16 protein-coding genes and 1 pseudogene are annotated in these 20,598 nt (G+C 75.3%); 10 read left to right on the forward strand and 7 right to left on the reverse strand.

All coding sequences use genetic code 11. The features are described 5' to 3' along the window. Nucleotides 1-33: 33 nt before the first annotated feature. The 3 genes from HNR12_RS25020 to HNR12_RS25030 all read left to right on the forward strand — a co-directional run bounded on the left by HNR12_RS25020 (nucleotide 34) and on the right by HNR12_RS25030 (nucleotide 2,538). Nucleotides 34-669, forward strand: coding sequence for a PadR family transcriptional regulator (locus HNR12_RS25020; protein WP_179769843.1), 636 nt, complete (start codon nucleotides 34-36; stop codon nucleotides 667-669). 109 nt (nucleotides 670-778) lie between these two features. After that, a complete protein-coding gene (locus HNR12_RS25025) occupies nucleotides 779-1,735 on the forward strand; it encodes an ATP-binding cassette domain-containing protein (protein ID WP_179769844.1) in 957 nt (318 codons plus the stop codon). Nucleotides 1,736-1,782: 47 nt separating this feature from the next. After that, complete coding sequence (locus HNR12_RS25030) at nucleotides 1,783-2,538, forward strand: ABC transporter permease (RefSeq protein ID WP_179769845.1); 756 nt, start codon at nucleotides 1,783-1,785, stop codon at nucleotides 2,536-2,538. A gap of 223 nt (nucleotides 2,539-2,761) precedes the next feature. Here HNR12_RS25030 and HNR12_RS25035 read toward each other — a convergent pair whose 3' ends face one another. Further along, on the reverse strand, nucleotides 2,762-3,196 hold the full coding sequence (locus HNR12_RS25035; RefSeq protein ID WP_179769846.1) for an Lrp/AsnC family transcriptional regulator: 435 nt from the start codon (nucleotides 3,194-3,196) through the stop codon (nucleotides 2,762-2,764). 190 nt (nucleotides 3,197-3,386) lie between these two features. On the opposite strand from HNR12_RS25035, the gene HNR12_RS25040 reads away from it, so the two are divergent. The 3 genes from HNR12_RS25040 (at nucleotide 3,387) to HNR12_RS25050 (ending at nucleotide 7,239) form a co-directional block, all read left to right on the forward strand. After that, a complete protein-coding gene (locus HNR12_RS25040; protein WP_179769847.1) occupies nucleotides 3,387-4,259 on the forward strand; it encodes a tryptophan 2,3-dioxygenase in 873 nt (290 codons plus the stop codon). 247 nt (nucleotides 4,260-4,506) lie between these two features. Further along, complete coding sequence (gene kynU, locus HNR12_RS25045; RefSeq protein WP_179769848.1) at nucleotides 4,507-5,742, forward strand: kynureninase; 1,236 nt, start codon at nucleotides 4,507-4,509, stop codon at nucleotides 5,740-5,742. A 522-nt stretch (nucleotides 5,743-6,264) separates the two neighbouring features. Beyond that, nucleotides 6,265-7,239 carry a hypothetical protein gene (locus tag HNR12_RS25050; RefSeq protein ID WP_179769849.1) on the forward strand — a complete coding sequence of 325 codons (975 nt, stop codon included), beginning with the start codon at nucleotides 6,265-6,267 and terminating at the stop codon, nucleotides 7,237-7,239. A 220-nt stretch (nucleotides 7,240-7,459) separates the two neighbouring features. Here the strand turns inward: HNR12_RS25050 and HNR12_RS25055 are convergent, their stop codons facing one another. From HNR12_RS25055 to HNR12_RS25065, 3 genes are read right to left on the reverse strand one after another with little or no spacing between them, the layout of a single operon-like run. Then, the gene (locus HNR12_RS25055) at nucleotides 7,460-9,142 is read right to left on the reverse strand and encodes a dihydrolipoamide acetyltransferase family protein (RefSeq protein WP_179769850.1); all 1,683 of its coding nucleotides are present in this window, start codon (nucleotides 9,140-9,142) and stop codon (nucleotides 7,460-7,462) included. After that, nucleotides 9,139-10,203, reverse strand: coding sequence for an alpha-ketoacid dehydrogenase subunit beta (locus HNR12_RS25060; protein WP_179769851.1), 1,065 nt, complete (start codon nucleotides 10,201-10,203; stop codon nucleotides 9,139-9,141). The genes HNR12_RS25055 and HNR12_RS25060 overlap by 4 nt, the downstream gene beginning before the upstream one ends. Before the next feature lies 1 nt (nucleotide 10,204). Next, nucleotides 10,205-11,368, reverse strand: a complete 1,164-nt coding sequence (locus tag HNR12_RS25065; RefSeq protein ID WP_179769852.1) for a thiamine pyrophosphate-dependent dehydrogenase E1 component subunit alpha — start codon at nucleotides 11,366-11,368, stop codon at nucleotides 10,205-10,207. A gap of 134 nt (nucleotides 11,369-11,502) precedes the next feature. Here HNR12_RS25065 and HNR12_RS25070 point away from each other — a divergent pair, with 134 nt between their 5' ends. Next, nucleotides 11,503-11,955, forward strand: coding sequence for an Lrp/AsnC family transcriptional regulator (locus HNR12_RS25070; RefSeq protein WP_179769853.1), 453 nt, complete (start codon nucleotides 11,503-11,505; stop codon nucleotides 11,953-11,955). A 13-nt stretch (nucleotides 11,956-11,968) separates the two neighbouring features. On the opposite strand, the pseudogene HNR12_RS25075 reads toward HNR12_RS25070, so the two are convergent. Further along, nucleotides 11,969-13,315, reverse strand: a pseudogene (locus HNR12_RS25075) (TrkH family potassium uptake protein). A gap of 488 nt (nucleotides 13,316-13,803) precedes the next feature. Between HNR12_RS25075 and HNR12_RS25080 the strand changes: the two are divergent. From HNR12_RS25080 to HNR12_RS25090, 3 genes are all read left to right on the forward strand, one after another. Continuing rightward, nucleotides 13,804-15,579, forward strand: a complete 1,776-nt coding sequence (locus HNR12_RS25080; RefSeq protein WP_179769854.1) for an ABC-ATPase domain-containing protein — start codon at nucleotides 13,804-13,806, stop codon at nucleotides 15,577-15,579. Nucleotides 15,580-15,700: 121 nt separating this feature from the next. After that, nucleotides 15,701-16,621 carry a proteasome assembly chaperone family protein gene (locus HNR12_RS25085; protein ID WP_179769855.1) on the forward strand — a complete coding sequence of 307 codons (921 nt, stop codon included), beginning with the start codon at nucleotides 15,701-15,703 and terminating at the stop codon, nucleotides 16,619-16,621. Between the two features lie 89 nt (nucleotides 16,622-16,710). Continuing rightward, on the forward strand, nucleotides 16,711-17,838 hold the full coding sequence (locus HNR12_RS25090; protein WP_179769856.1) for a quinone-dependent dihydroorotate dehydrogenase: 1,128 nt from the start codon (nucleotides 16,711-16,713) through the stop codon (nucleotides 17,836-17,838). Between the two features lie 56 nt (nucleotides 17,839-17,894). Here HNR12_RS25090 and HNR12_RS25095 read toward each other — a convergent pair whose 3' ends face one another. Next, nucleotides 17,895-19,412 (reverse strand): polysaccharide deacetylase family protein, encoded by a 1,518-nt coding sequence (locus HNR12_RS25095; RefSeq protein WP_179769857.1) that lies wholly within the window; start codon nucleotides 19,410-19,412, stop codon nucleotides 17,895-17,897. A 355-nt stretch (nucleotides 19,413-19,767) separates the two neighbouring features. Next, a complete protein-coding gene (locus tag HNR12_RS25100; RefSeq protein WP_179769858.1) occupies nucleotides 19,768-20,376 on the reverse strand; it encodes a DUF6461 domain-containing protein in 609 nt (202 codons plus the stop codon). Nucleotides 20,377-20,598 lie beyond the last annotated feature (222 nt).

The following is a 20,598-nucleotide window of genomic DNA, read 5'->3' on the forward strand; positions in this document are numbered from 1 at the left end:
GGGTGAGGAGTCCGAGGAGAGCGGGAGCGCGAGATGTCGGCGACGAGGCTGCTGGTACTGGGCATGGTGCGGTCGTTCGGACCCGCCCACGGCTACCAGGTCCGGCGCGAGCTGCTGTCCTGGGGCGCCGACAAGTGGGCCAACGTCAAGCCCGGCTCGATCTACCACGCGCTGCGCCAGCTGCTCAAGGGCGGCATGCTGCGCAGCGCGGGGGTGGAGGAGAGCGGCGAGGGCCCCGAGCGCGCCCTGTTCGAGGTGACCGCCGCCGGCGAGGAGGAGTTCTTCCGGCTGCTCCAGGAGGCCCTGTCCGACGCCGAGGCCAAGCCGGAGTACTTCGGGGCGGCCATCACGTTCATGACCGCGCTGCCGCGCGCCCGCGCCGTCGGGCTCCTGCGGTTCCGCCTGGAGGGGCTGGAGGCGGCCCGGCGCACGGCGGAGTCGCTGCTGGAGGCCGAGGTCATGGGCTACAAGCCGGCGCACGTGTTCGAGCTGTTCCGGTCCTGGGTGGTGGCGGCCGAGGCGAATGTGGCCTTCACCCGGGAGCTGATCGAGCGGCTGGAGGGCGGCGCCTACAGCATGGCGGGCGAGGGCGGGCGGTCGTTCGGCGAGCCGGCCGCCGCGTCGCAGGCGACGGGCGGGGTGCCCGGGGAGCGTCGCGAGACCGGGTAATCAAATTTGACTACCTGGTTCTCCGGCGGGATGATTCAAGCCGAGTAATCAAATTTGACTACCGGACGCGCGGCGCCGGGCCGCCCGGCGGCCGCCCGCAGGGGGCACTGTGATCCACACCCGCGATCTCACCCGCAGCTTCACCACGAAGTCCGGCACCGTCCAAGCGGTGCGCGGCCTGACCCTCGACGTCGAGGCGGGCGAACTCGTCGCCTTCCTCGGCCCCAACGGGGCCGGAAAGTCCACCAGCCTGCGCATGCTCACCACGCTCCTGGCGCCCACCTCGGGCAGCGCCACCGTGGCCGGGCACGACGTGGTCGCCGACCCCCACGGGGTGCGGCGCCGCATCGGCTACGTCGGCCAGGGCCACGGCGCCGGATACGGCCAGCGCCTCGGCGAGGAACTGGTCACCCAGGGGCGGCTCTACGGGCTGACCCGCGCCGAGGCGCGCACGCGCGCCGCCCGGCTCATGGCCGACCTGGAGTTGGAAGGGCTGGAGAAGCGCCACACCTCCCAGCTCTCCGGTGGGCAGCGGCGCCGCCTCGACATCGCCATGGGCCTCATCCACCGGCCCGACCTGCTGTTCCTGGACGAGCCCTCCACCGGGCTCGACCCGCACAGCCGCGCCAACCTGTGGGCCCACATCGCCCGGCTGCGCGACGACTACGGCACCACGATCTTCCTGACCACCCACTACCTGGACGAGGCCGACACCACGGCCGAACGGGTGGTGGTCATCGACCACGGCACGGTGATCGCCGACGGCACCCCCGACGACCTCAAGGGCAAGGTGGCCGGCGACCTGGTGACCCTGGAGACCGCGAGCGAGGGCGACGCCCGCCAGGCGGCCGAGGCCGTCGCCGCGTTCGCCGCCGGCGGCTCCCTCGACACGAGCGGGCCCACGGTCCGCCTGCGCGTGGACCGGGGCGACAGCGCCCTGCCGCAGATCCTGCGCGCCGCTGACGCGCGCGGGCTGGAGTTGCGCACGGTCCAGGTCCAGCGGCCCTCGCTGGACGACGTCTTCCTCACCCTCACCGGCCGCAGCCTGCGCGAGAGCGCCGCGTGAGCGCCGCCGCCGCTGTTCCGCACACCCCGAAAGGCACGCAGACCCCGATGTCCTTCCTCCGCGACACCTGGATCGTCTTCCTCCGCCAACTCCGGCCCACCCTCCACGCGCCCCTGCTCGGCCTGGGGTTCAGCATGCTCCAGCCGGTGCTCTACCTGGTGCTGTTCGCACCGCTGCTGTCGGGCATGCCCGGCGCCATGGGCGACAACTCCCTCCAGTGGTTCGTGCCGGGCGTGCTCGCCATGCTCGGCCTGTTCGGCACGGCGTTCGCCGGGTTCGGGCTGCTGCCCGAGATCCGCGGCGGCGCGCACGAGCGGATGCTGGCGACCCCGGCCAGCCGCGTGGCGCTGCTGCTGGGGCGCGTCCTGCGCGACGTGGCCGTCCTGCTCGTCCAGTCGGTGGTCATCCTGCTCGCGGTGCTGCCCTTCGGCCTGGAGGTGTCGCTGCCGGGTGCGGCGGCCGGGCTGGCCCTGCTGATGGTCCTGGGCACCGGGCTGGGGACGCTGTCCTACCTGCTGGCGATGACGCTGCGGGAGGAGAGCATGTTCGCCGCCGCGCTCCAGACGATGATCATGCCGCTCATCCTGCTCTCAGGCGTGATGCTGCCGATGGACCTGGCCCCGGCCTGGCTCTACGCGCTCTCCCGCGCCAACCCGGTCAGCCACGTGGTCGACGCCGAGCGCGCCCTGTTCGCGGGCGACTTCGGCGACGTCTCGGTCCTGGCGGGAACGGGCGTGGCGGTGGCGATCGCCGCCGTCGCCCTGGCGGCGGGCACCCGGATGATGCGCCGCCTGGCGGTCTGACCCGCACTGGGGACAGGGCACCCGTGCCCCGGGACCGCGGGTCCCGGGGCACGGGGCAGGTGCGGGCGAGGGGGAGGGCTGCCGCCCGTCCTTCGTGCGGCCGTGGAGGACGTGCGCCCCGGCCGAGGCGTGGAGCCGATGGGGCCGAGGCGCCGGTGCGGGTTGCCCGGCCGCACCGCGCCGAAGACGCGGCTCGGGAGTACTCCCTCCGGGCATGCGGCGGTCAGGGGCGGACGGGGCGCCAGGGGTAGGGGCTGGACAGGACCATGGTGCTGGAGGGGCGGCCGTGTTCGGCGAGGTGGTCGATGATCCGCTCGAAGTGAGCCATGGACGCGACGGCGATGAGCAGGACGCAGCAGGCGTCGCCCGTCACCCGGTGCAGTTGCAGAATCTCCGGGCGGGACATCGCGGCCTCGTCGCGCAGCAGGCACAGCGGGCCGAAGCACTCCATGCGCACCAGCGCCGTCACCGGAAGGCCGGCCGCCGCCGGGTCGACGTGGGCGTGGTAGCCGGTGATCACGCCCCGGTCCTGGAGGCGGCGGACCCGGTCGGCCACCGCCGGAGGGGACAGGTTCACCCGGCGCGACAGCTCGTTGTAGGACAGCCGGGCATCGGCCTGGAGTTCGGCGAGGATGCGGCGGTCCACGTTGTCGAGCATGGTCTCCCGATCGGCAGGGAATGGTCCCAATTCACTTATGAATGCTAAGTCCGTCCCGGTCAGGCGCTCGCGTTCGCGCTTCAGCCGACGGCGTCAACGGGAGCATCCTTGGGGGACTCCCGCCGCACCGGCCACAGGCGCGTGCGCGGCGGGCGGCGGCGACCGGCGACGGCACGAGGGGGAACGGATCATGGCGGTGGCAGCGGCGGCCCACGACCGGGACGCGGCCGGCGGCGGTACCGGGGCGGCCGGAGCATGCCCCCTGGAGGCCGCCGACCGGGCCGCGGCCTACGCCGACTACGTGCGCACCGAGACCCTGCTCGACCTGCAGCGGCCCCGCACCGGCGAGCCCGCCGAGCTGTCGTTCATCATCGCCACCCAGGTCATGGAGCTGCTGTTCACCCTGGTCCGGCAGCACTGGACCGCCGCGCGCGACGCGCTGGAGGCCGACGACGCCGAGGCGGCGATCGCGGCCCTGCGGCGGGGAACCGGCGCCCAGGACGTCCTGGTGGAGTCGTGGGCGCTGCTCGGCACCCTCACCCCCGCCGAGTTCGACCGGTTCCGCGACTCCCTCGGCGTGGCCTCGGGCGTGCAGTCGCCCGGCTACCGGCACCTGGAGTTCCTGCTGGGCAACAAGTCGGCGGGCATGATCCGCCCCTTCCGCGGCCAGCCCGACGTGCACCGCGACCTGGAGCGCGCCCTGGCCGAGCCCGGCCTCTACGACGCCGCGCTGCGGCTGCTGCACCGGCGCGGCCTGGGCGTCCCCGCCGCCGCGGCCGACCGCGACTGGCGCCGCCCCTACACGCCCCACCCCGATGTGGAGAAGGCGTGGGCGCGGGTCTACGCCGACGACCGCCCGGGCAACGAGCTGCTGCGCCTGGCCGAGGCCCTGGTGGACACCGCCGAGCGGGTCACCCGCTGGCGGCACCGCCACCTCATGGCCGTCAAGCGCGCCATGGGTGCCAAGCCCGGCACCGGCGGGTCCACCGGCCTGGACTGGCTGGCGCGCAACGCGGGGCAGGACGTGTTCCCCGAGCTGTGGTCGCTGCGGACCGCGCTGTGAGACCGCCCGTCCGCCTCAGCCGCCCGCACCGTCCGCGCCCCCGTGCGCCCCGGGGCGGCCGCCTCCCGGCGCGCACGGCCGGACCTGGCCGGATCCGGCGGGGGTCGGCAGGTCTGAACCGGCGGCGCGCGGGGATACTGGCCACCGGCCGTGCGGATCGCGCGCCCCGCACCCCCGTGCGGGCGCCTGGGTCCGGGCGCCCGCTGGACCGCGCCGAGTGCCCGAAGGCTAGGAAGGCCCTGCCGAGATGACACCGACCACCCGCGAGGACTGCCTCCGCCGCGACGCCGCCGACCCCCTGGCCGCCTTCCGCGCGGAGTTCGCGCTGCCCGAGAACGTGATCTACCTCGACGGCAACTCGCTGGGCGCGCTGCCCGCCGCCACCCCCGGGCGGGTCGCCGAGGTGGTGGAGCGCGAGTGGGGCCGGGGACTCATCGCGAGCTGGAACGACGCCGGCTGGTGGGACAAGCCGCGCACGCTCGGCGCCAAGCTCGCACCGCTGGTGGGCGCGGCCCCCGACGAGGTGGTGGTGGGCGACGGCACCTCGGCCAACCTGTTCAAGGCGCTGGTGGCGGCCCTACGGCTGAACCCCGGCCGGCGCGCGGTCGTGGGGGAGTCCACCAACTTCCCCACCGACCTCTACGTCACCCAGGGCGCGGCCGAGCTGATGGACGTGGTCGAGCGCCGGGTCGACCCCGACAACCGCGCCGCGCTGGCCGCCGCGCTGGCGGCCGGGGACGTGGCCGCCGTGGTGCTGAGCCACGTCGACTACCGCACCGGCGCGCTGCGGGACATGGCCGAGATCAACCGGCTGGCGCGGGCCAACGGCGTGCTGACGGTCTGGGACCTGTGCCACAGCGTGGGCGCGGTGCCGGTGGAGCTGGCGGCGACCGGCGCGGACTTCGCCGTGGGCTGCACCTACAAGTACCTCAACGGAGGTCCGGGCGGCCCCGCGTTCACCTACGTCGCCCACCGCCACCAGGCCGCCGCCCGCCAGCCCCTCACCGGCTGGCACGGCCACGCCCGCCCGTTCGACTTCGCCGCCGAGTACGTGCCGGCCGAGGGCGCGAGCCGCTTCCTCAGCGGGTCGCAGTCGCTGATCGCGGCCGCCGCCCTGGAGTCCGCCCTCGACCTGTGGGCGCGGGTGGACCTCGGCCGGCTGCGCGCCAAGAGCCTGGCGCTGACGGAGCTCTTCCTGGAGCTGACCGAGCGGGCCGGGTTCGCCTCGGTCACCCCGCGCGCGGCCGCGCGGCGCGGCAGCCAGGTGTCGCTGCGCCATCCCGAGGGCTACGCGATCGTGCAGGCGCTCATCAAGCGCGGCGTGGTCGGCGACTTCCGCGCGCCCGACATCATGCGGTTCGGCTTTGCCCCGCTTTACCTGCGCTATGTCGACGTCTACGACGCCGCCGCCGCGCTGGCGGACGTGGTGCGCACGGGGGAGTGGCGTGACCCGGCCTTTGCGCGGCGCCGCCAGGTGACCTGAGCCACGGCGCGCCGGCCGCCGCCGCGCCGTTCACTCGCCCCGAAACCCCCGTGGCAAGCTCTGGCCGGCATTGTGACACGAGTCACGATTTCGCATGTTTAAAGCCCGCAAATCCCGTGTGCGCCAGCGGATCGGGGGCGTGTCCATGTTGTCCCGAGGTGTCTGATCTGCGGTTTTACGTTTTGAGTCGTGGCATTTGACTTTTTCGTGGGCTAGAGTCCTTCGTGATCGGTTCGTGACCTGCGGATTACCTTGCGGGTCAGACCGATGCCGAGCCCCAGGTGCCCCCCGGCACCGGGGAACGAGGCCCCCAACCTCCAGCGGGTGGGCCGCGCGGTCTCAACGCCGGCCCGGTGCGCCGTTCCCAACGGCGGCCGACCTCCCGCAGCGCCCAGCGATCCACGCGGGCGCCCCCACCAGGTAACCGCCCTTATTCGGGCTGCCCACCCGGCATGCCCGGAGCAGGGACCCACGCCTGTACCCGGCCTCGCTCGGCCCTGCACCCAAACTTTGGTTCATTTGATGAGTTCTGAGAATCCTGTCCAGTACGGCAACGTCAAGGCTTCCTACTTCTGGGACGACGGTTCCGGCATCAACGGCGACACCGGCGCCCCCGCTTCGGGCAAGCCCATGCAGGAGGGCCTGGCGGCCAGCCCGAGCTGGCCGCTCGGCACCGAGGGCTACGTCGAGTACAACGGCAAGAAGGAAGAGTTCTTCATCGGCGACCGCGGTCCCGGCGACCCCGCCGAAGGCTGCAACGTCCTCCTCGACCTCGACGGCAAGACCTTCGCCAAGCTCACCGGTGAGTCCTGGAACGACGACTCCTACACCGTCACGGGCGGTCAGGGCCACATCGACGTCGAGTACTACATCACCAAGTGGGGTGACGGCGCGGGTACCCCGGGCGCTCCCCAGCCGATGAGCGGGTCCGAGGTCTGCGACGACGCCGTCTCGCCGATCCCCGCCTCCGCCAAGAAGGACGACGGCGGCGAGGAGAAGAAGGAGTCCCAGGGCGACCAGGGCGAGAAGCAGCAGGCCAAGGACGGCTCCAAGGACGAGTCCGAGGAGCAGTCCGCTGACGAGGGCTCGTCCGGCAAGGGCGAGGACTCCGAGGAGCAGCAGGCCGCCCCGTCCGGCAAGAACGACGGCGGCGACGGCTCCGGCCAGGGGCTGACCGCCGAGACCGCGGCCAACGACACCTCCGGTATCGCGCTGGCGGGCGACGACCTGCCGATGGCCGCCGGCCTGCTCACCCTGGCGATCGTTCCGGCCCTGCTGGTGGCGTTCCTCTTCGGCCGCCGCCGCACGGCCACCGACTACGCCACGGAGGGCGGCCGCCACCGCGCGGACTCCCTGCTCACCGCCGAGGGCCTGCGCGAGACGATGCAGTCCGTCCGCGACCGGCTCCCCGGCTCCTGGACCGAGGCCAAGGCCACGGCCGGCGAGTACTGGACCCGCGTCCGCGACCGCCGGTCCGGTTCGCAGGGCGGCGAGTAACCACCGCCGCACCGCACCGCGGGTGTGAGCCGGCGGACCGGTGGCCACCGGCCCCGGCCCCGCCGCGCACCGACGGCGCCCCCGCCCGGCAACGGGCGGGGGCGCCGTTCGCGTTCAGGGGCAACGAGGCAAAGAGGAGACGACGAGAGGTGTGGTGGCGCCCCGGCCGCGGGGGCGCCACCACACCTCTTTCCATGGGGGAGGGGAGGAGGGACGCGGGTCACATGTCGCCGATGAGCAGTTCCGGGCGCTCCACGCAGTCGGCGACGAACCGCAGGAACCCCGCCGCCACCGCGCCGTCGCACACCCGGTGGTCGAACGCCAGGGTCAACTCGGTCACCGGCCGCACGGCGAGGTCGTCGCCCACCACCCAGGGCCGCTTGACGATCCGCCCGATGCCGACGATGGCCGACTCGGGGTGGTTGATCACGGCGGCGGCGCCGTCCACCCCGAAAACCCCGTAGTTGTTCACCGTGAACGTGCCGCCGGAGAGCCGGTCCGGCGGCAGGCCCCCGGCGCGCGCCCGCTCGGTCAGTCCGGTGAGTTCGGCGGCCAGTTCCCGCGTCGTCAGTTCGTGGGCGTCGCGCACCACGGGCACGACGAGCCCGCGCGGTGTCTGCGCCGCGAACCCCAGGTGCACGCCCGGCGGCTCCAGGAGTTCGCCGCGCTCGGCGTCGAACCGGGAGTTCAGCGCCGGGAAGCGGCGCAGCCCCAGCACGCAGAACCGGGCCACGAGGGCGAGCAGGCTCACCGGGCGGTCGGGGTCGGCCGCGGTGAGGGCCGCCCGCAGGTCCAGCAGGCCGGAGGCGTCCACGTCCACCCACACCGTGGCCTCGGGGATCTCCCGGCGCGAGCGCGCCATACGCCGCGCCATCTCCCGGTGCGGACCGCTCAGCGCGATGCGCCGCGCGCCGGCGGGCGCGGTCGCCGCGCCCGGTTCCGGACCCGGCTCAGACCAGGCCCGCGGCTGCCGGTCGGGCGCGGGCCGGGCGGCGGGCACGGCCGCCGGCGCCGTGCCGGCGTGGGGCGCCGGGGCGGCCGGCGCGGTCCCCGCGCGGCGGGCGGCGGCCGCGGCCTCCACGTCGCGCCGCAGGACCAGGCCGCCCTCGCCGCTTCCGGCCACCTGGGCGACGTCGATCCCGTGCTCGCGGGCGAGCCGCCGGACCAGGGGCGACACCACCGCCACCGGGTGCCGCGCGCCGCGGGGTCCGGGATCGGCGGGGGGCGGGGGCGGCGCCGCGGACGCCGTTGGCCGCGGGCCGCCCTCCGCCGGGTCTCGCCGCTGGGGGCGGCGGCGAGACGGGCTGTGCCGCTGTTCGGCGCGGGTGCCGTAGCCCACCAGCACGGCGCCGGACAGCGGGGCGGAGCCGTCGGCGCCGCCGGGCGCGGGTTCCCCGCCGCGTGCCGCCGGTACCGGCCCGGGTCCGTCCGGCGCGCCGACAGGGGCGTCGGCGGGGAGCGCGCGGGGGCCGGCGAGGACGCGTTCGGCCGGGGTCGGTCCCGGCCGAGAGGGCGCCGCCGGGGAGGGGGAGCCCGCGGCCCCGGCGGCCGGGGCCGGGGCACCGTCGGCGTCCGCGCCGCCGTCGGCGGCGGCGCGGGCCGCCGGCGCGGGGCCGGCGGCCGGTCCGCCACCGGCCTCCGTCCGACCGGTGTCCACGCTGATCAGGGGCGCGCCCACCGGGATGGACTCCCCGGGGGCGCCGTGCAGGGCCGTGACCCGTCCGGCGTAGGGGCAGGGGACCTCGACGGTGGTCTTGGCCGTCTCGACCTCGGCCACCGGCTGGTCCACCGCGACCTCGTCGCCGACCGCGACCCGCCAGGCCAGGATCTCGGCGTCGGCGAGCCCCTCGCCCAGGTCGGGCAGCAGGAAGCGGCGCACGCCGCCGCTCTCGGCCGCGCTCACGCCCCCACCTCCAGCCGGTGCGCCGGGCCCGTGTCCGCCGCCGCGCCGCCGTCCGAGCGCGCGGCCTCGGGGCGGGGCACCCACGCCGCCTCCCACTGCAGCCGGTCGATCGCGGCCAGGATGCGGTCCACGCTGGGCAGGTGGTACTCCTCCAGCCGGGGCGGGGGATAGGGGATGTCCAGCCCGGCCACCCGCAGCACCGGCGCCTCCAGGTAGTGGAAGCACCGCTCGGTGACGCGCGCGGCCACCTCGGCGCCGTACCCGGCGAACGCCGACGCCTCGTGCACCACCACCGCGCGCCCGGTGCGGCGCACCGACGCGGTCACGGTGGCGTCGTCGAACGGCGCCAGGCTGCGCAGGTCCACCACCTCGACCTCGCGGCCCTCCTCGGCCGCCGCCTCGGCGGCCAGCAGCGCGGTGTCGACGGTGGGCCCGTAGGCGATCAGGGTGGCGTCGCGGCCCGGCCGCCGCACCACCGCCTGGTCCATGGGCGCGGTGCGCACCGGAAGCTCGACGTCCTCGGTGGCCCAGTAGCGGCGCTTGGGCTCCAGGAACACCACCGGGTCGGGGCAGGCGATGGCCTCGCGCAGCATCGAGTAGCCGTCGGCGGGCGTGGCGGGGGTGACCACGCGCAGGCCGGGGGTGTGGGCGTAGTAGGTCTCGGAGGAGTCGCCGTGGTGCTCCACCGCGCCGATCCCGCCGCCGTAGGGCACCCGGATGACGATGGGCAGGGCCACGCGCCCCCGGGTGCGGTTGCGCATCTTGGCCACGTGCGAGACGACCTGCTGGAAGGCGGGGTAGGCGAAGGCGTCGAACTGCATCTCGACCACGGGCCGGTGCCCGTACATGGCCATGCCCACCGCCGTGCCCACGATCCCGGACTCCGCGAGGGGGGAGTCGAAGCAGCGGTCCTCGCCGAACTCGGCCGTGAGTCCGTCGGTGACCCGGAACACCCCGCCCAGCGGGCCGACGTCCTCGCCGTAGACCAGCACGTCGGGGTCGGCGGCCAGGGCGTCGCGCAGCGCGCGGTTGAGCGCCCGGCCCAGGCTGACCTCGGCCATCTCAGACCTCCTCGCCGGTGTCGGCGGCGGGCGCGCCCGCCCGGGCGGCGCGGCGGGCCTCGGCCCAGGCCCGCACCTCCTCGCGCTGGCCGCGCAGCGGTGCCGTCGGCGCGGCGTAGACGTGGTCGAACAGCTCCTCGGGGCGGGGGCCGCCCAGCCGGGCGATCCGCTCGCGCACCGAGATCGCCAGCCGGTCGGCCGCGTCGACCATCGCGCGGTGGCCGGCGTCGTCGAGCCGCCCCTCGCGGCGCAGCAGCGCCTCCAGCCGCGCCACCGGGTCGCGCCGCCGCCAGTGGTCGACCTCGGAGTCGTCGCGGTAGCGGCGGGGGTCGTCGGAGTTGGTGTGCGGGTCGATCCGGTAGGTGCGCGCCTCGACCAGCGCGGGCCCGGCGCCCGCCCTGGCCTCGGCCAGGGCCCGCGACACCACCGCGTGGACGGCGGCGGCGTCGTTGCCGTCGACGTGGTAGCCGCGCATGCCGTAGCCCACCGCCTTGTGCGCGAGCGTGGGCGCGGCGCTCTGCCGGCGCAGCGGGACGCTGATGGCCCACTGGTTGTTCTGCACCAGGAACACCACCGGGGTGTTCCACACCGCCGCGAAGTTGTAGGCCTCGTGCGCGTCGCCCTCGCTGGTGGCGCCGTCGCCCATGAGCACCAGCGCCGCGACGTCCTCGCCCTTGCGGCGGGCGGCGTAGGTGAGCCCGACCGCGTGGGAGGCGTTGGTGGCCAGCGGCGTGCACTGCGGCGCGCAGCGGTGGCGGGCGGGGTCGTAGCCGCTGTGCCAGTCGCCGCGCAGCAGGGTCAGCACCTCGACCGGGTCGACCCCGCGGGTGACCAGCGAGACGCAGTCGCGGTAGGTGGGGAACAGCCAGTCGGTCTCGGCCAGGGCGAGCACGCCGCCGACCTGGCAGGCCTCTTGGCCGTGGGAGGAGGGGTAGACGGCGAGGCGGCCCTGCCGCGCCAGGGCGTCGGCCTGGCGGTCGAAGCGGCGGCCCACCACCATGGCGCGCAGCAGCGCCAGCAGGACGGCGGGCTCGGGCAGGGCGAAGCCCGCGCCGGCTTCGGGGGCGGCGCGGGTGCCGTCGGGATCGATGAGCCGGACCGGCTCCAGCGAGGGCAGCAGGTGGGCCGGGTCGGCCGGGCTGCCGGGTGCGTCGCTGGTCGTCATGCCTTGAATATGCGGTCGGCCGCCGCATACTGTCCATAATGCGGCGCGGACCGTGGACGGGTGGCCGCGCGGAGCGGTCGCCGCGACGCATTCGTCCCCGGCGTCCAGCATGTGGACGGTGTGAGGTGAGACACATGGCCGTGCCCCTCGACGACGTCGACCGCCGCATCATCGACCTCCTGCGCGCCGACGGCCGCATGTCCATCCGGGCGGTCGCCGAACGGGCGCACATCTCCCGCGCCAACGCCTACGCCCGGCTCGACCGGCTGCGCGCCGACGGCGTGATCCGCGGCTTCACCGCGGTCATCGACCACGAGAAGTACGGCAAGGGGCTGTCGGCCTACGTGTCGGTGCGCATCCAGCAGCACTCCTGGGAGCGGTTCCGCGCCTACCTGCGCGACATCCCCGAGGTCGACCACGCCGCCCTGGTCTCGGGCGACGTCGACCTGCTGCTGCTGGTCCGGGTGGCCGACCCCGCCGCGCTGCGCACGTTCGTGCTGGAGCGGCTGCAGCGCATCCCCGAGGTCCGCAGCACCCAGACCATGTTCATCCTCGACGAGCCGGCGCTGGGCCAGGCCGGCCGGTGAGCGCCCGGGCGCCTCAGCCCACGATCGGCCGCTCCTCGGGGTACTCGAACCGCCGGGGGTGGCGGCGCAGCGCCAGGGCCGAGGCCAGCGTGATCGGCCCCACGCGGCCGGTGAACATCAGGAAGACGAGGATGAGCTGGCCCGGCAGCGGGATGTCGGCCGTGATTCCCGTGGACAGCCCCACCGTGGCGAACGCCGAGACCACCTCGAACAGGACCTGGTCGAGGGTGAAGGAGGTCATGGTCAGCAGGCACAGCGTCGAGAGGAACACCAGGCCCAGCGCCATGGTGACCACGGTGATGGCCTGCTCGATGGCCCCCCGCGCCACCCGCCGGTTGCCCACGTGCACCGTGGTCTCGCCGCGGATGTTGGTGTAGATGACGAACGCCAGCAGCGCGAACGTGGTGACCTTGATTCCGCCGGCCGTGCCCGCGCTGCCCCCGCCCACGAACATCAGCGCGTCGGTGACGAACAGGGTCTGGGTCGTCATCTCACCGAACGGCAGCGAGTTGAACCCGGCCGTGCGCGGCACCACCGCCTGGAAGAACGCGTTGAGCAGCTTGTCGGCCACGCTCATCGAGCCCAGGGTGTGGGGGTTGCGCCACTCCAGCGCCGCGAAGGCGACGAACCCCACCACCAGCAGCGCGGCCGTGGTGGCCAGGGTCAGCTTGGCGTGCACCGTCCAGTGGTGCCGCTCGCGGCGGCGCCGCGCGTGCCGCCACAGCTCCACCCAGATGGGGAACCCCAGCCCGCCGAAGACCACCGCGAAGGCCAGCGGCAGCAGGATCCAGGGATCGGAGGCGAAGTCCTCCAGGTTGTAGGTGTAGAGCGCGAACCCGGCGTTGTTGAACGCCGAGACCGCGTGGAACACCCCCAGGTACAGCGCCCGGCCCAGCGGTTCGCCGTGGCCCAGCAGGAAGCGCGCGGTGAGCAGCGCGGCCACCCCGGCCTCGACCACGGCGGTGACCACCACGATCCCGGTGACCACCTGCCGCACGTCGCCCAGGGTGAGGCTCTTGGTCTCGGCCTCGGTGCGCACCTGCTAGCGCAGCCGCACCCGCCGGGTCACCAGCAGGCTCAGCATCGTGGCCAGCGACATGATCCCGAACCCGCCGACCTGGATCAGCCCGAGGATGACCACCTCGCCGAAGGCGGACCAGTAGACGGGGGTGTCCACGATGATCAGCCCGGTGACGCACACCGCCGAGGTGGCGGTGAACAGCGCGGTGAGCCATCCGGCCGACTCGCCGGTCTCGGTGGCCGCCGGCAGCGTCAGCAGCGCGGTGCCGAGGGCCACCACCGCGGCGAACGCCGCCGCCGTCAGCTGCGGCGGCCGGCCCCAGCCCGGCAGCCGGTGCAGGCTCGACTCCAGGCCCAGCCTGCCGCGCAGCAGCAGGCGCGACCACCGTGAGACGTCGCTCGCAGAACCGCGTCCGATCACTGTGTCTTCCGTGCTTTCCGTGTGCTTACCAGGTGCTGTGGCGGGCTGTGCGGCTGTCCTTGGCGGGGTGTGACGACTCGGCGGCGCTGTGTGCTCGGGGCCGACCGCGGGCGGCCGCCCGGCTCAGGCGGGCGCCACGGGGCCGGGCACCCCGGGGTCCGTGCCATGAAACCGGATTCTCCAGGACAAACTAACCATGCCGGGGACAGTGTGACCGAACTTCGCGGGCGCGCTCGGCGTGGCGCCGTTTCCTTCGCGCCGTCTTAACGCGAGCCTGCACGCGGACCCGGCGGGTAGGGGGAGACCGGCGGCGGCGACCGCCGCCCGCGCCCGGCACCGGCCGGCACCGGCCGGCGGCCGGGGACCCACCCGGACGAGACGGACAAGGAAGAGAGGTACCCGCGGCAATGCCAGGACGGTACGGCGGCCAGGAGCGCCGCCACGGCGGGGGACGTCCCGAACGGCGCGGCGGCCACGGCGGCCCGCCCCACGCCGGGCGGCGCCCCGAACCCGAGATCCGCGGCCGGCGCGACGACGCGCGGCTGGCCGAGGAGCTGCGCCGCATGGACGGCGCCTCCTACGGCCGCTACAAGTCGCTCACCGGCGACTGGTCCTTCCCCGACTTCACCCTCACCGTCGAGCGCGTGCAGTCCGACCCCTTCGCGCCGCCCTCCCGCGTGGCCGTGCGCGTGCCCGCCGAGGTCGCCGAACTCCCCGACCACGCCTGGCGCGACCCGGTGCGCCGCCGCGCCACCGCCGACTACCTGGTGCGCCGCGCCCACCGCGAGCTGAAGGGCGCCCGGCTGCGCATCGACGCCGGCGGCCAGCAGGTGATCGCCCGCGCCTCGGGGCGTATCCGCGACGGCGCCGTCGAGCTGCGCCTGGGCATCGAGCTGCCCGGCCACGGCCGCCGCATCGACGCCCGCACCGCCGAGCGCGAGCTGTGCGAGCGGCTGCCCGACCTGGTCGACGCGCTGCGCTGGCCCGCGCTGGACACCGCAGAGGCCACCGCCTTCGCCGACTCGGTTGAGGACACCGTGGCGCTGCGCGACCTGCTGCCCGGGCTGGGCCTGGTGGCGTTCGTCGCCGACGGCGCGGTCCTGCCCCGCCGCAGCGGTGTCAGCGATTCGCCGATGGAGGGCGCGGCCGTCCCCTTCACCGCGCCCGAGAGCATGCGGGTGGCCGTCGACCTGCCGCACGCCGGGCGCGTGACCGGCCTGGGCATCCCCGAGGGCATCACGCTCATCGTCGGCGGCGGGTTCCACGGCAAGTCCACCCTGCTGCACGCCCTGGAGCGCGGCGTCTACGACCACGTCCCCGGAGACGGGCGCGAACTCGTGGTCACCCGCCCCGACGCCGTGAAGATCCGCGCCGAGGAGGGCCGCCGGGTCGAGCGCACCGACGTCAGCGCGTTCGTGCGCAACCTGCCCACCGGCGCCGACACCGCCGACTTCTCCACCGACAACGCCTCGGGGTCGACCTCCCAGGCCGCCAACATCGCCGAGGCTCTGGAGGCGGGCGCGCGCACCCTGCTGGTGGACGAGGACACCACCGCCACCAACCTGATGATCCGCGACGCCCGCATGCAGCGGCTCGTGCACGGCGACCGCGAGCCGCTCACCCCCTTCGTGGACCTCGTCCGCCCCCTGCACCGCGGCCACGGCGTCTCCACCGTGCTGGTCATGGGCGGCAGCGGCGACTACTTCGACGTGGCCGACCGGGTGGTCATGCTCGACGGCTACCGGCCCTACGACGTCACCGAGCGCGCCAAGGAGCTGGCCGCCGAGCGCGCCGACGCCGACTTCGCCATGCCCGCCGCCCGCGTGGTCGACCCCCGCTCCGTCGACGCCACCGCGCGCGGGCGCGCCCGCGTCAAGCGCCGCGACATGGACGTGCTCACCTTCGGCGAGGACGAGATCGACGTGCGCGGGCTGACCCAGCTCGTGGACCCCGGCCAGGTCATCGGGGTGGGCCTGGCACTGCGGCTGCTGGCCGAGGACGGCCTGCTCGACGGCGAGCGCACGCTCGCCCAGGCGCTGGACGCCCTGGAGGAGCGGCTGGGCGCCGACGGCGCGGCCGCGCTGGGCCGGGGCTATGCCGGCGACTACGCGCTGCCGCGCCGCCACGAGGTGGCCGCGGCGCTCAACCGGCTGCGCAGCCTGCGGGTCCTGCGCTCCACGTGAGGTCGGCGACGTCCGGGATCGGGGGGTATGCCGGTCCCGGTCGTCTATTCTGGATCGCGAACCCCGCGTGCCGTGCGCCCACCGCGCGTACAGCCGTCCGTGTGCGAATGGAGCATGCCAGGTGCGTGACCACGCAGCCGATCTTTACCGGTTGACCCCGGGCGCCGAAACCGACGCAACGGTCATGCTGGTCGTTCTCGACGGGTTCGTGGACGCCGGCACGGTCGGCCGCCAGACGGCCGAGGCCCTGTTCGACGCCTTCGAGGCGCGCGAACTCGCCGCGTTCGACATCGACCGCCTGCTCGACTACCGCTCGCGGCGCCCCGTGATGACCTTCGTCGAGAACGCCTACACCGCCTACACGCCCCCGCAACTCGCGCTCTATGAGATGCGCGACTCCGAGGGCACCCCCTTCCTGCTGCTCTACGGTCTGGAGCCCGACCGGGAGTGGGAGGCGTTCGCCGAGGCCGTCCGCCTGCTGATCGAGCGCTTCGGGATCACGCTCACGGTGGGCGTGCACGGCATCCCCATGGCGGTGCCCCACACCCGCCCGGCCACCGTCACGGCCCACGCCACCCGCGCCGACCTGGTCGCCGACCACACCCCCTGGGTCAGCCGGGTCACCGTGCCCGCCAGCGCCGCCGCGCTGCTGGAGTACCGCTTGGGCGAGGCCGGCCACGACGTCGTGGGCTACGCCGTCCACGTGCCCAGCTACCTCGCGCAGTCGGAGTACCCGCGCGCCGCCATCGCCGCCCTGGACTACGTGTCGGGCGCCACCGGCCTGGCGCTGCCCGGCGACCGGCTGGAGGACTCCGCCCGCCAGACCGACACCGAGATCGACCAGCAGGTGTCGGCCTCCGAGGAGGTCCAGCGGGTGGTGGCCAACCTGGAGCGGCAGTACGACGAGTTCATGTCGGCGCGCGAGGACGGCACCGGCGACACCCTGTTCGGCGGCGACCTGTCCGACCTGCCCACCGCCGACGAACTCGGCGAGGAGCTGGAGCGCTTCCTCGCCGAACGCGAACGCGGCACCGAGGGCTGAGCCGGGGCGGTGCCGGGCGGCCTCGAACCCGCCCGGCACCGCCCCGCCGCCTCCGCGCGCCCACCACACCCACCGACCACAGGAACCCCGTGCTCTACCAGTTGCTCTTCTCCGCGGTGCTGCGCCGCACCGACGCCGAGTCCATCCACCGGCTGGCCTTCACCGCGCTGCGCGGGCTGGCGGCGGTGCCCGGCGCGGCCGAGGCCATGCGCCGCGTCCTGGGGCCGCGCCGGCCCGAACTCGCCGTCACGGCGCTGGGCCGGGAGTTCCCCGGCCCGCTGGGTCTGGCCGCCGGCTTCGACAAGAACGCCGAAGGGGTCATCGGGCTCACCGCGCTGGGGTTCGGCCATGTCGAGGTCGGCACCGTCACGGCCCACCCGCAGCCGGGCAACCCCAAGCCGCGCCTGTTCCGGCTGACGGCCGACCGCGCCATCGTCAACCGCATGGGGTTCAACAACCACGGCTCGGTCGTGGCCGCCGACAACCTGCGCGCGCTGCGCGCCCGCCCCGGCGGGCGGAGCGCGATCGTGGGCGTCAACATCGGCAAGACCAAGACCGTGCCCGAGGCCGAGGCGGTCGAGGACTACGTCACCGGCGCCCGCCGCCTGGCGCCCTTCGCCGACTACCTGGTGGTCAACGTCAGCTCGCCCAACACCCCGGGCCTGCGCGACCTCCAGGCGGTGGAGCGGCTGCGCCCGCTGCTGTCGGCGGTGCGCGCGGCCCTGGACGAGGACGGCCGCCGCTCGCTGCCGCTGCTGGTCAAGATCGCCCCCGACCTCGCCGACGACGACGTCGACGCGGTGGCCGACCTCGCCGTCGAGCTGGGCCTGGACGGGATCATCGCCACCAACACCACCATCGCCCGCGAGGGCCTGGCCACCCCCGCCGAGGAGGTCGCCGCCGCCGGCGCCGGGGGGCTGTCGGGCGAGCCGCTGCGCCGCCGCTCCCTGGAGGTGCTGCGTCGGCTGCGCGCCCGCGCCGGCGACCGGCTTGTACTGGTCGCGGTGGGCGGCGTGGCCACGCCCGAGGACGCCTGGGAGCGCATCCGCGCCGGCGCCACCCTGGTGCAGGGCTACACCGGCCTCATCTACGGCGGACCGCTGTGGCCGCTGCGCGTCCACCGGGGCCTGGCGCGCCTGGTGCGCGCGGCCGGGTACCGCTCCGTCGCCGAGGCGGTGGGGGCCGACGCCCCGAGCCCGGCGGCCGGGAGCGCCTGAGCCCTCGGTGGGCCCCTGAACCCTGGAGCCGCTGCGCCGCTGCGTCCCGGGCGCGGTCAGGGGCAGCCCGCCAGCTGTGCGCACACCGCGTTGGCGGCGGGGTCGGCGCTGTAGTACACCTCGCCGGGCTCGGTGCCCTCCAGCAGGTCGGCCACGGTCACCAGGGCGTAGCCCTGGGCGGTGAAGTACTCCAGGATCTCCGGGAGCGCCTCGACGGTGGCGTCCTCGGTGTCGTGCAGCAGCACCAGCCCGTTGGGCGGGGTGCGCGCGATGGTGTTGGCGACGATCTGCTCGGTGTCCCGGCCGGTCCAGTCCTCGGTGTCGGTGTCCCAGATGACCTGCGCCTGGCCGTGCTCCCGGGCGACCTCGGCGACCGTGGGGTCGGTCAGCCCGAAAGGCGGGCGCATCACGTCCACCTCCGTGCCGGTCTCGCGGCGGATCAGCGCGTCCACCGCGGTCAGCTCGGCGTCAAGGCGGTCGAAGTCGCCGCCCGCGAACGTCTCGTGGGTGTCGCCGTGGTTGCCCAGTTGGTGGCCCTCGGCGAAGGCGCGGCCCACCGTCGCCGGCTCGTTGCGGATGGAGTGGCCCGGCATGAAGAAGGTGGCCTTGGCGCCGTACTCGGCGAGCAGGTCCAGCACCTCGGGCGTGCGCTTGTCGGGGCCGTCGTCGAACGTCAGGGCCACGCAGGTGACGGTGGCGCCGCAGTCGTGGTCCTGGGCCGGGGGCCGCGAGCCGGGGGCGGGCGGCACCTCGGAGGCGGCGTCCCGGGCCGGCGGCTCGGCGATCTCGAAGGCGTGCGGCGCCAGCGCGGACGCGGCGCGGGCGCGGCGGCCCAGGTCCGACAGCAGCGGGCGGGCGTCCTCGGCGGCGACCACCGCCGCCACCCGGCCGCGCTCCAGCGGCGCCACCCGCCCGGCGTCGAACTCCACCACCAGGTCGCCGTCGTGGTTGAAGGCCAGGGAGTCGTAGAGGCGGAAGCCCGGGTGGAGGGCGCCGGGGTCGCCGGGGCCCTTCCCCAGCGCCGCGGCCACCAGGCGGTCCAGGCGGCGCAGTTCGGCGTCACCCGCCAGCAGTTCGGTGGAGTAGGCGGTGCGGCCGGTGGCGGTGTCGTACCAGTAGGTGGCGTAGGAGTCGTGCACGCCGCGGTGGTCGTGCTCGGTGCGGACCAGCCGCACGCCCACCAGGCCCCGGCCGGCCGCGGTCAGCTCCCAGTCGACCTCCAGCCGCGTCGCGGAGTCCACGGCGGCGCGGAAGTCGGCGGCCTCCTGGCGCACCACCCCGGCCAGGTGGTCGGCCAGGGGAGCGGCGTTGGGGATGTCGGGCACCGAGGCGCGCACGGTGAATCCGGCGCCGCCCAGGCCGGCGCCCGCCGAGCGCGCGTCGATGCCGGGGACGTTGCCGTCGGCCACGCGCGTGGTGTCGGTGGGCGCGGGGTCGGGCGGCTTGAGGCTGCCGCAGCCGGCCGCGGCGGCCAGCAGGGCGCCGGCGGCCAGGACGGCGGCGGCCCGGGCGGTGCGGCGCGGCCGGCCCGGCTGCGGCACCGGGGCGGGGGAGCCGTGGGGGAGGCTGGGCATGCGCCGGGGGCTCCTTCTCGGACGGCCGGCGGCCGCGGCGGGGGCGCGGTCGCGCGGCGGTGGACGGGCCGCGTGCCGGCGGCCGGAGGAAACGGTCGGCGAACGTGCGAGGGGCGTAGAAGACGAACGTAGATCGCCCGGCGCCGGAGCGGCACCGCGCACCGGACATGTGGCCACATCAGGACACGCGCCCGCGCGGGCGGCCGGGGGGCGGGCGGCGGGCGGTTGCGGCCGCCCGGCCGGGTGCGGGCGGGGCCGTGCCGGCGCCCGGCGGCGGGGCGCTCGCGGGCGCGGCAGGGGGTGCGGCGGTGCCGGGCCGCGCGCGGCGGCCGCGTCGTGGTCGGGAAGCGGCGGACTAGCGCTGGGCCATCGGCAGGGCGGCGTCGAGTTCGGCGCCCAGGAGCGGCCCGGCCAGGTGGGAGGAGCGGATGCGCACGCCGGTGACCCGGTCGGCCAGGGCCAGCACGGCGGCGCCGGGGTCGGTGGCGGGGGTCCGGCCGTCCAGGCCCACGGCGCCCATCTGCGCCACCAGGGCGTCGGGGCGGGTGCCCCGGCGCACCTGCGGCGCGCGGGCGTCGAAGAAGGTCTGGAGAACGCCGTCGATGACCCAGCGGAACTCATAGCGGTGGCCCATCAGCACCCGCACCGACACGAGTTCGGTCTCGGCCGACAGGGTGCGGTAGCACTCCGGCCGGGTCACGCGGCAGCCGGTGGGCTCGACGATCACGGTCCAGCCGTTGACCGACAGCGCGTGCACGGTCATCGGCGGACGCCCCTCAGCGCACAGCGCCGCCTCGACGGCCTCGGCGATGGGCAGGGAGCGCAGGTCGCGCTCGGCGACCCCCAGCCGCCCCAGCGCGGCGGCCTTGCTCAGCCCCCGCACATAGGAGAGGCAGTACGCTTCGGCGAGGTCCGGCTGGGTCTCCCGCAACCAGGCATAGTCGCGCGCGCACGCAACGGCCATCGGACTTCCCTTCACACATCCACGGGTCACGCTGTGGTGGCTGCTCTCTTCGTCGGGAACGACCGCCTTTATACCTCGGGTTCCCGCTGGCGCCGCCGCCAAGCGGACCGGTTCAGGCCACGCCCCGGCGGTTGGGAGGTCGCCGGGCGGGTACCGCAGGAGGCGCTCCCACCACGGCGACCCAGCCTACGCGCGCCGGCGGGGTGCCCCCGCACCGGGGAC

Origin of the sequence: Streptomonospora nanhaiensis, assembly GCF_013410565.1 — a bacterium.
Lineage (GTDB): Bacteria > Actinomycetota > Actinomycetes > Streptosporangiales > Streptosporangiaceae > Streptomonospora > Streptomonospora nanhaiensis.

Excerpts from the sequence above, each read along its gene's own strand:
- HNR12_RS25020 (WP_179769843.1), top strand. The coding sequence starts at position 34 with ATGTCGGCGACGAGGCTGCTGGTACTGGGCATGGTGCGGTCGTTCGGA.
- HNR12_RS25030 (WP_179769845.1), top strand. The coding sequence starts at position 1,783 with ATGTCCTTCCTCCGCGACACCTGGATCGTCTTCCTCCGCCAACTCCGG.
- HNR12_RS25035 (WP_179769846.1), bottom strand. The coding sequence starts at position 3,196 with ATGCTCGACAACGTGGACCGCCGCATCCTCGCCGAACTCCAGGCCGAT.
- HNR12_RS25040 (WP_179769847.1), top strand. The coding sequence starts at position 3,387 with ATGGCGGTGGCAGCGGCGGCCCACGACCGGGACGCGGCCGGCGGCGGT.
- kynU (WP_179769848.1), top strand. The coding sequence starts at position 4,507 with ATGACACCGACCACCCGCGAGGACTGCCTCCGCCGCGACGCCGCCGAC.
- HNR12_RS25050 (WP_179769849.1), top strand. The coding sequence starts at position 6,265 with ATGAGTTCTGAGAATCCTGTCCAGTACGGCAACGTCAAGGCTTCCTAC.
- HNR12_RS25060 (WP_179769851.1), bottom strand. The coding sequence starts at position 10,203 with ATGGCCGAGGTCAGCCTGGGCCGGGCGCTCAACCGCGCGCTGCGCGAC.
- HNR12_RS25065 (WP_179769852.1), bottom strand. The coding sequence starts at position 11,368 with ATGACGACCAGCGACGCACCCGGCAGCCCGGCCGACCCGGCCCACCTG.
- HNR12_RS25070 (WP_179769853.1), top strand. The coding sequence starts at position 11,503 with ATGGCCGTGCCCCTCGACGACGTCGACCGCCGCATCATCGACCTCCTG.
- HNR12_RS25080 (WP_179769854.1), top strand. The coding sequence starts at position 13,804 with ATGCCAGGACGGTACGGCGGCCAGGAGCGCCGCCACGGCGGGGGACGT.
- HNR12_RS25095 (WP_179769857.1), bottom strand. The coding sequence starts at position 19,412 with ATGCCCAGCCTCCCCCACGGCTCCCCCGCCCCGGTGCCGCAGCCGGGC.
- HNR12_RS25100 (WP_179769858.1), bottom strand. The coding sequence starts at position 20,376 with ATGGCCGTTGCGTGCGCGCGCGACTATGCCTGGTTGCGGGAGACCCAG.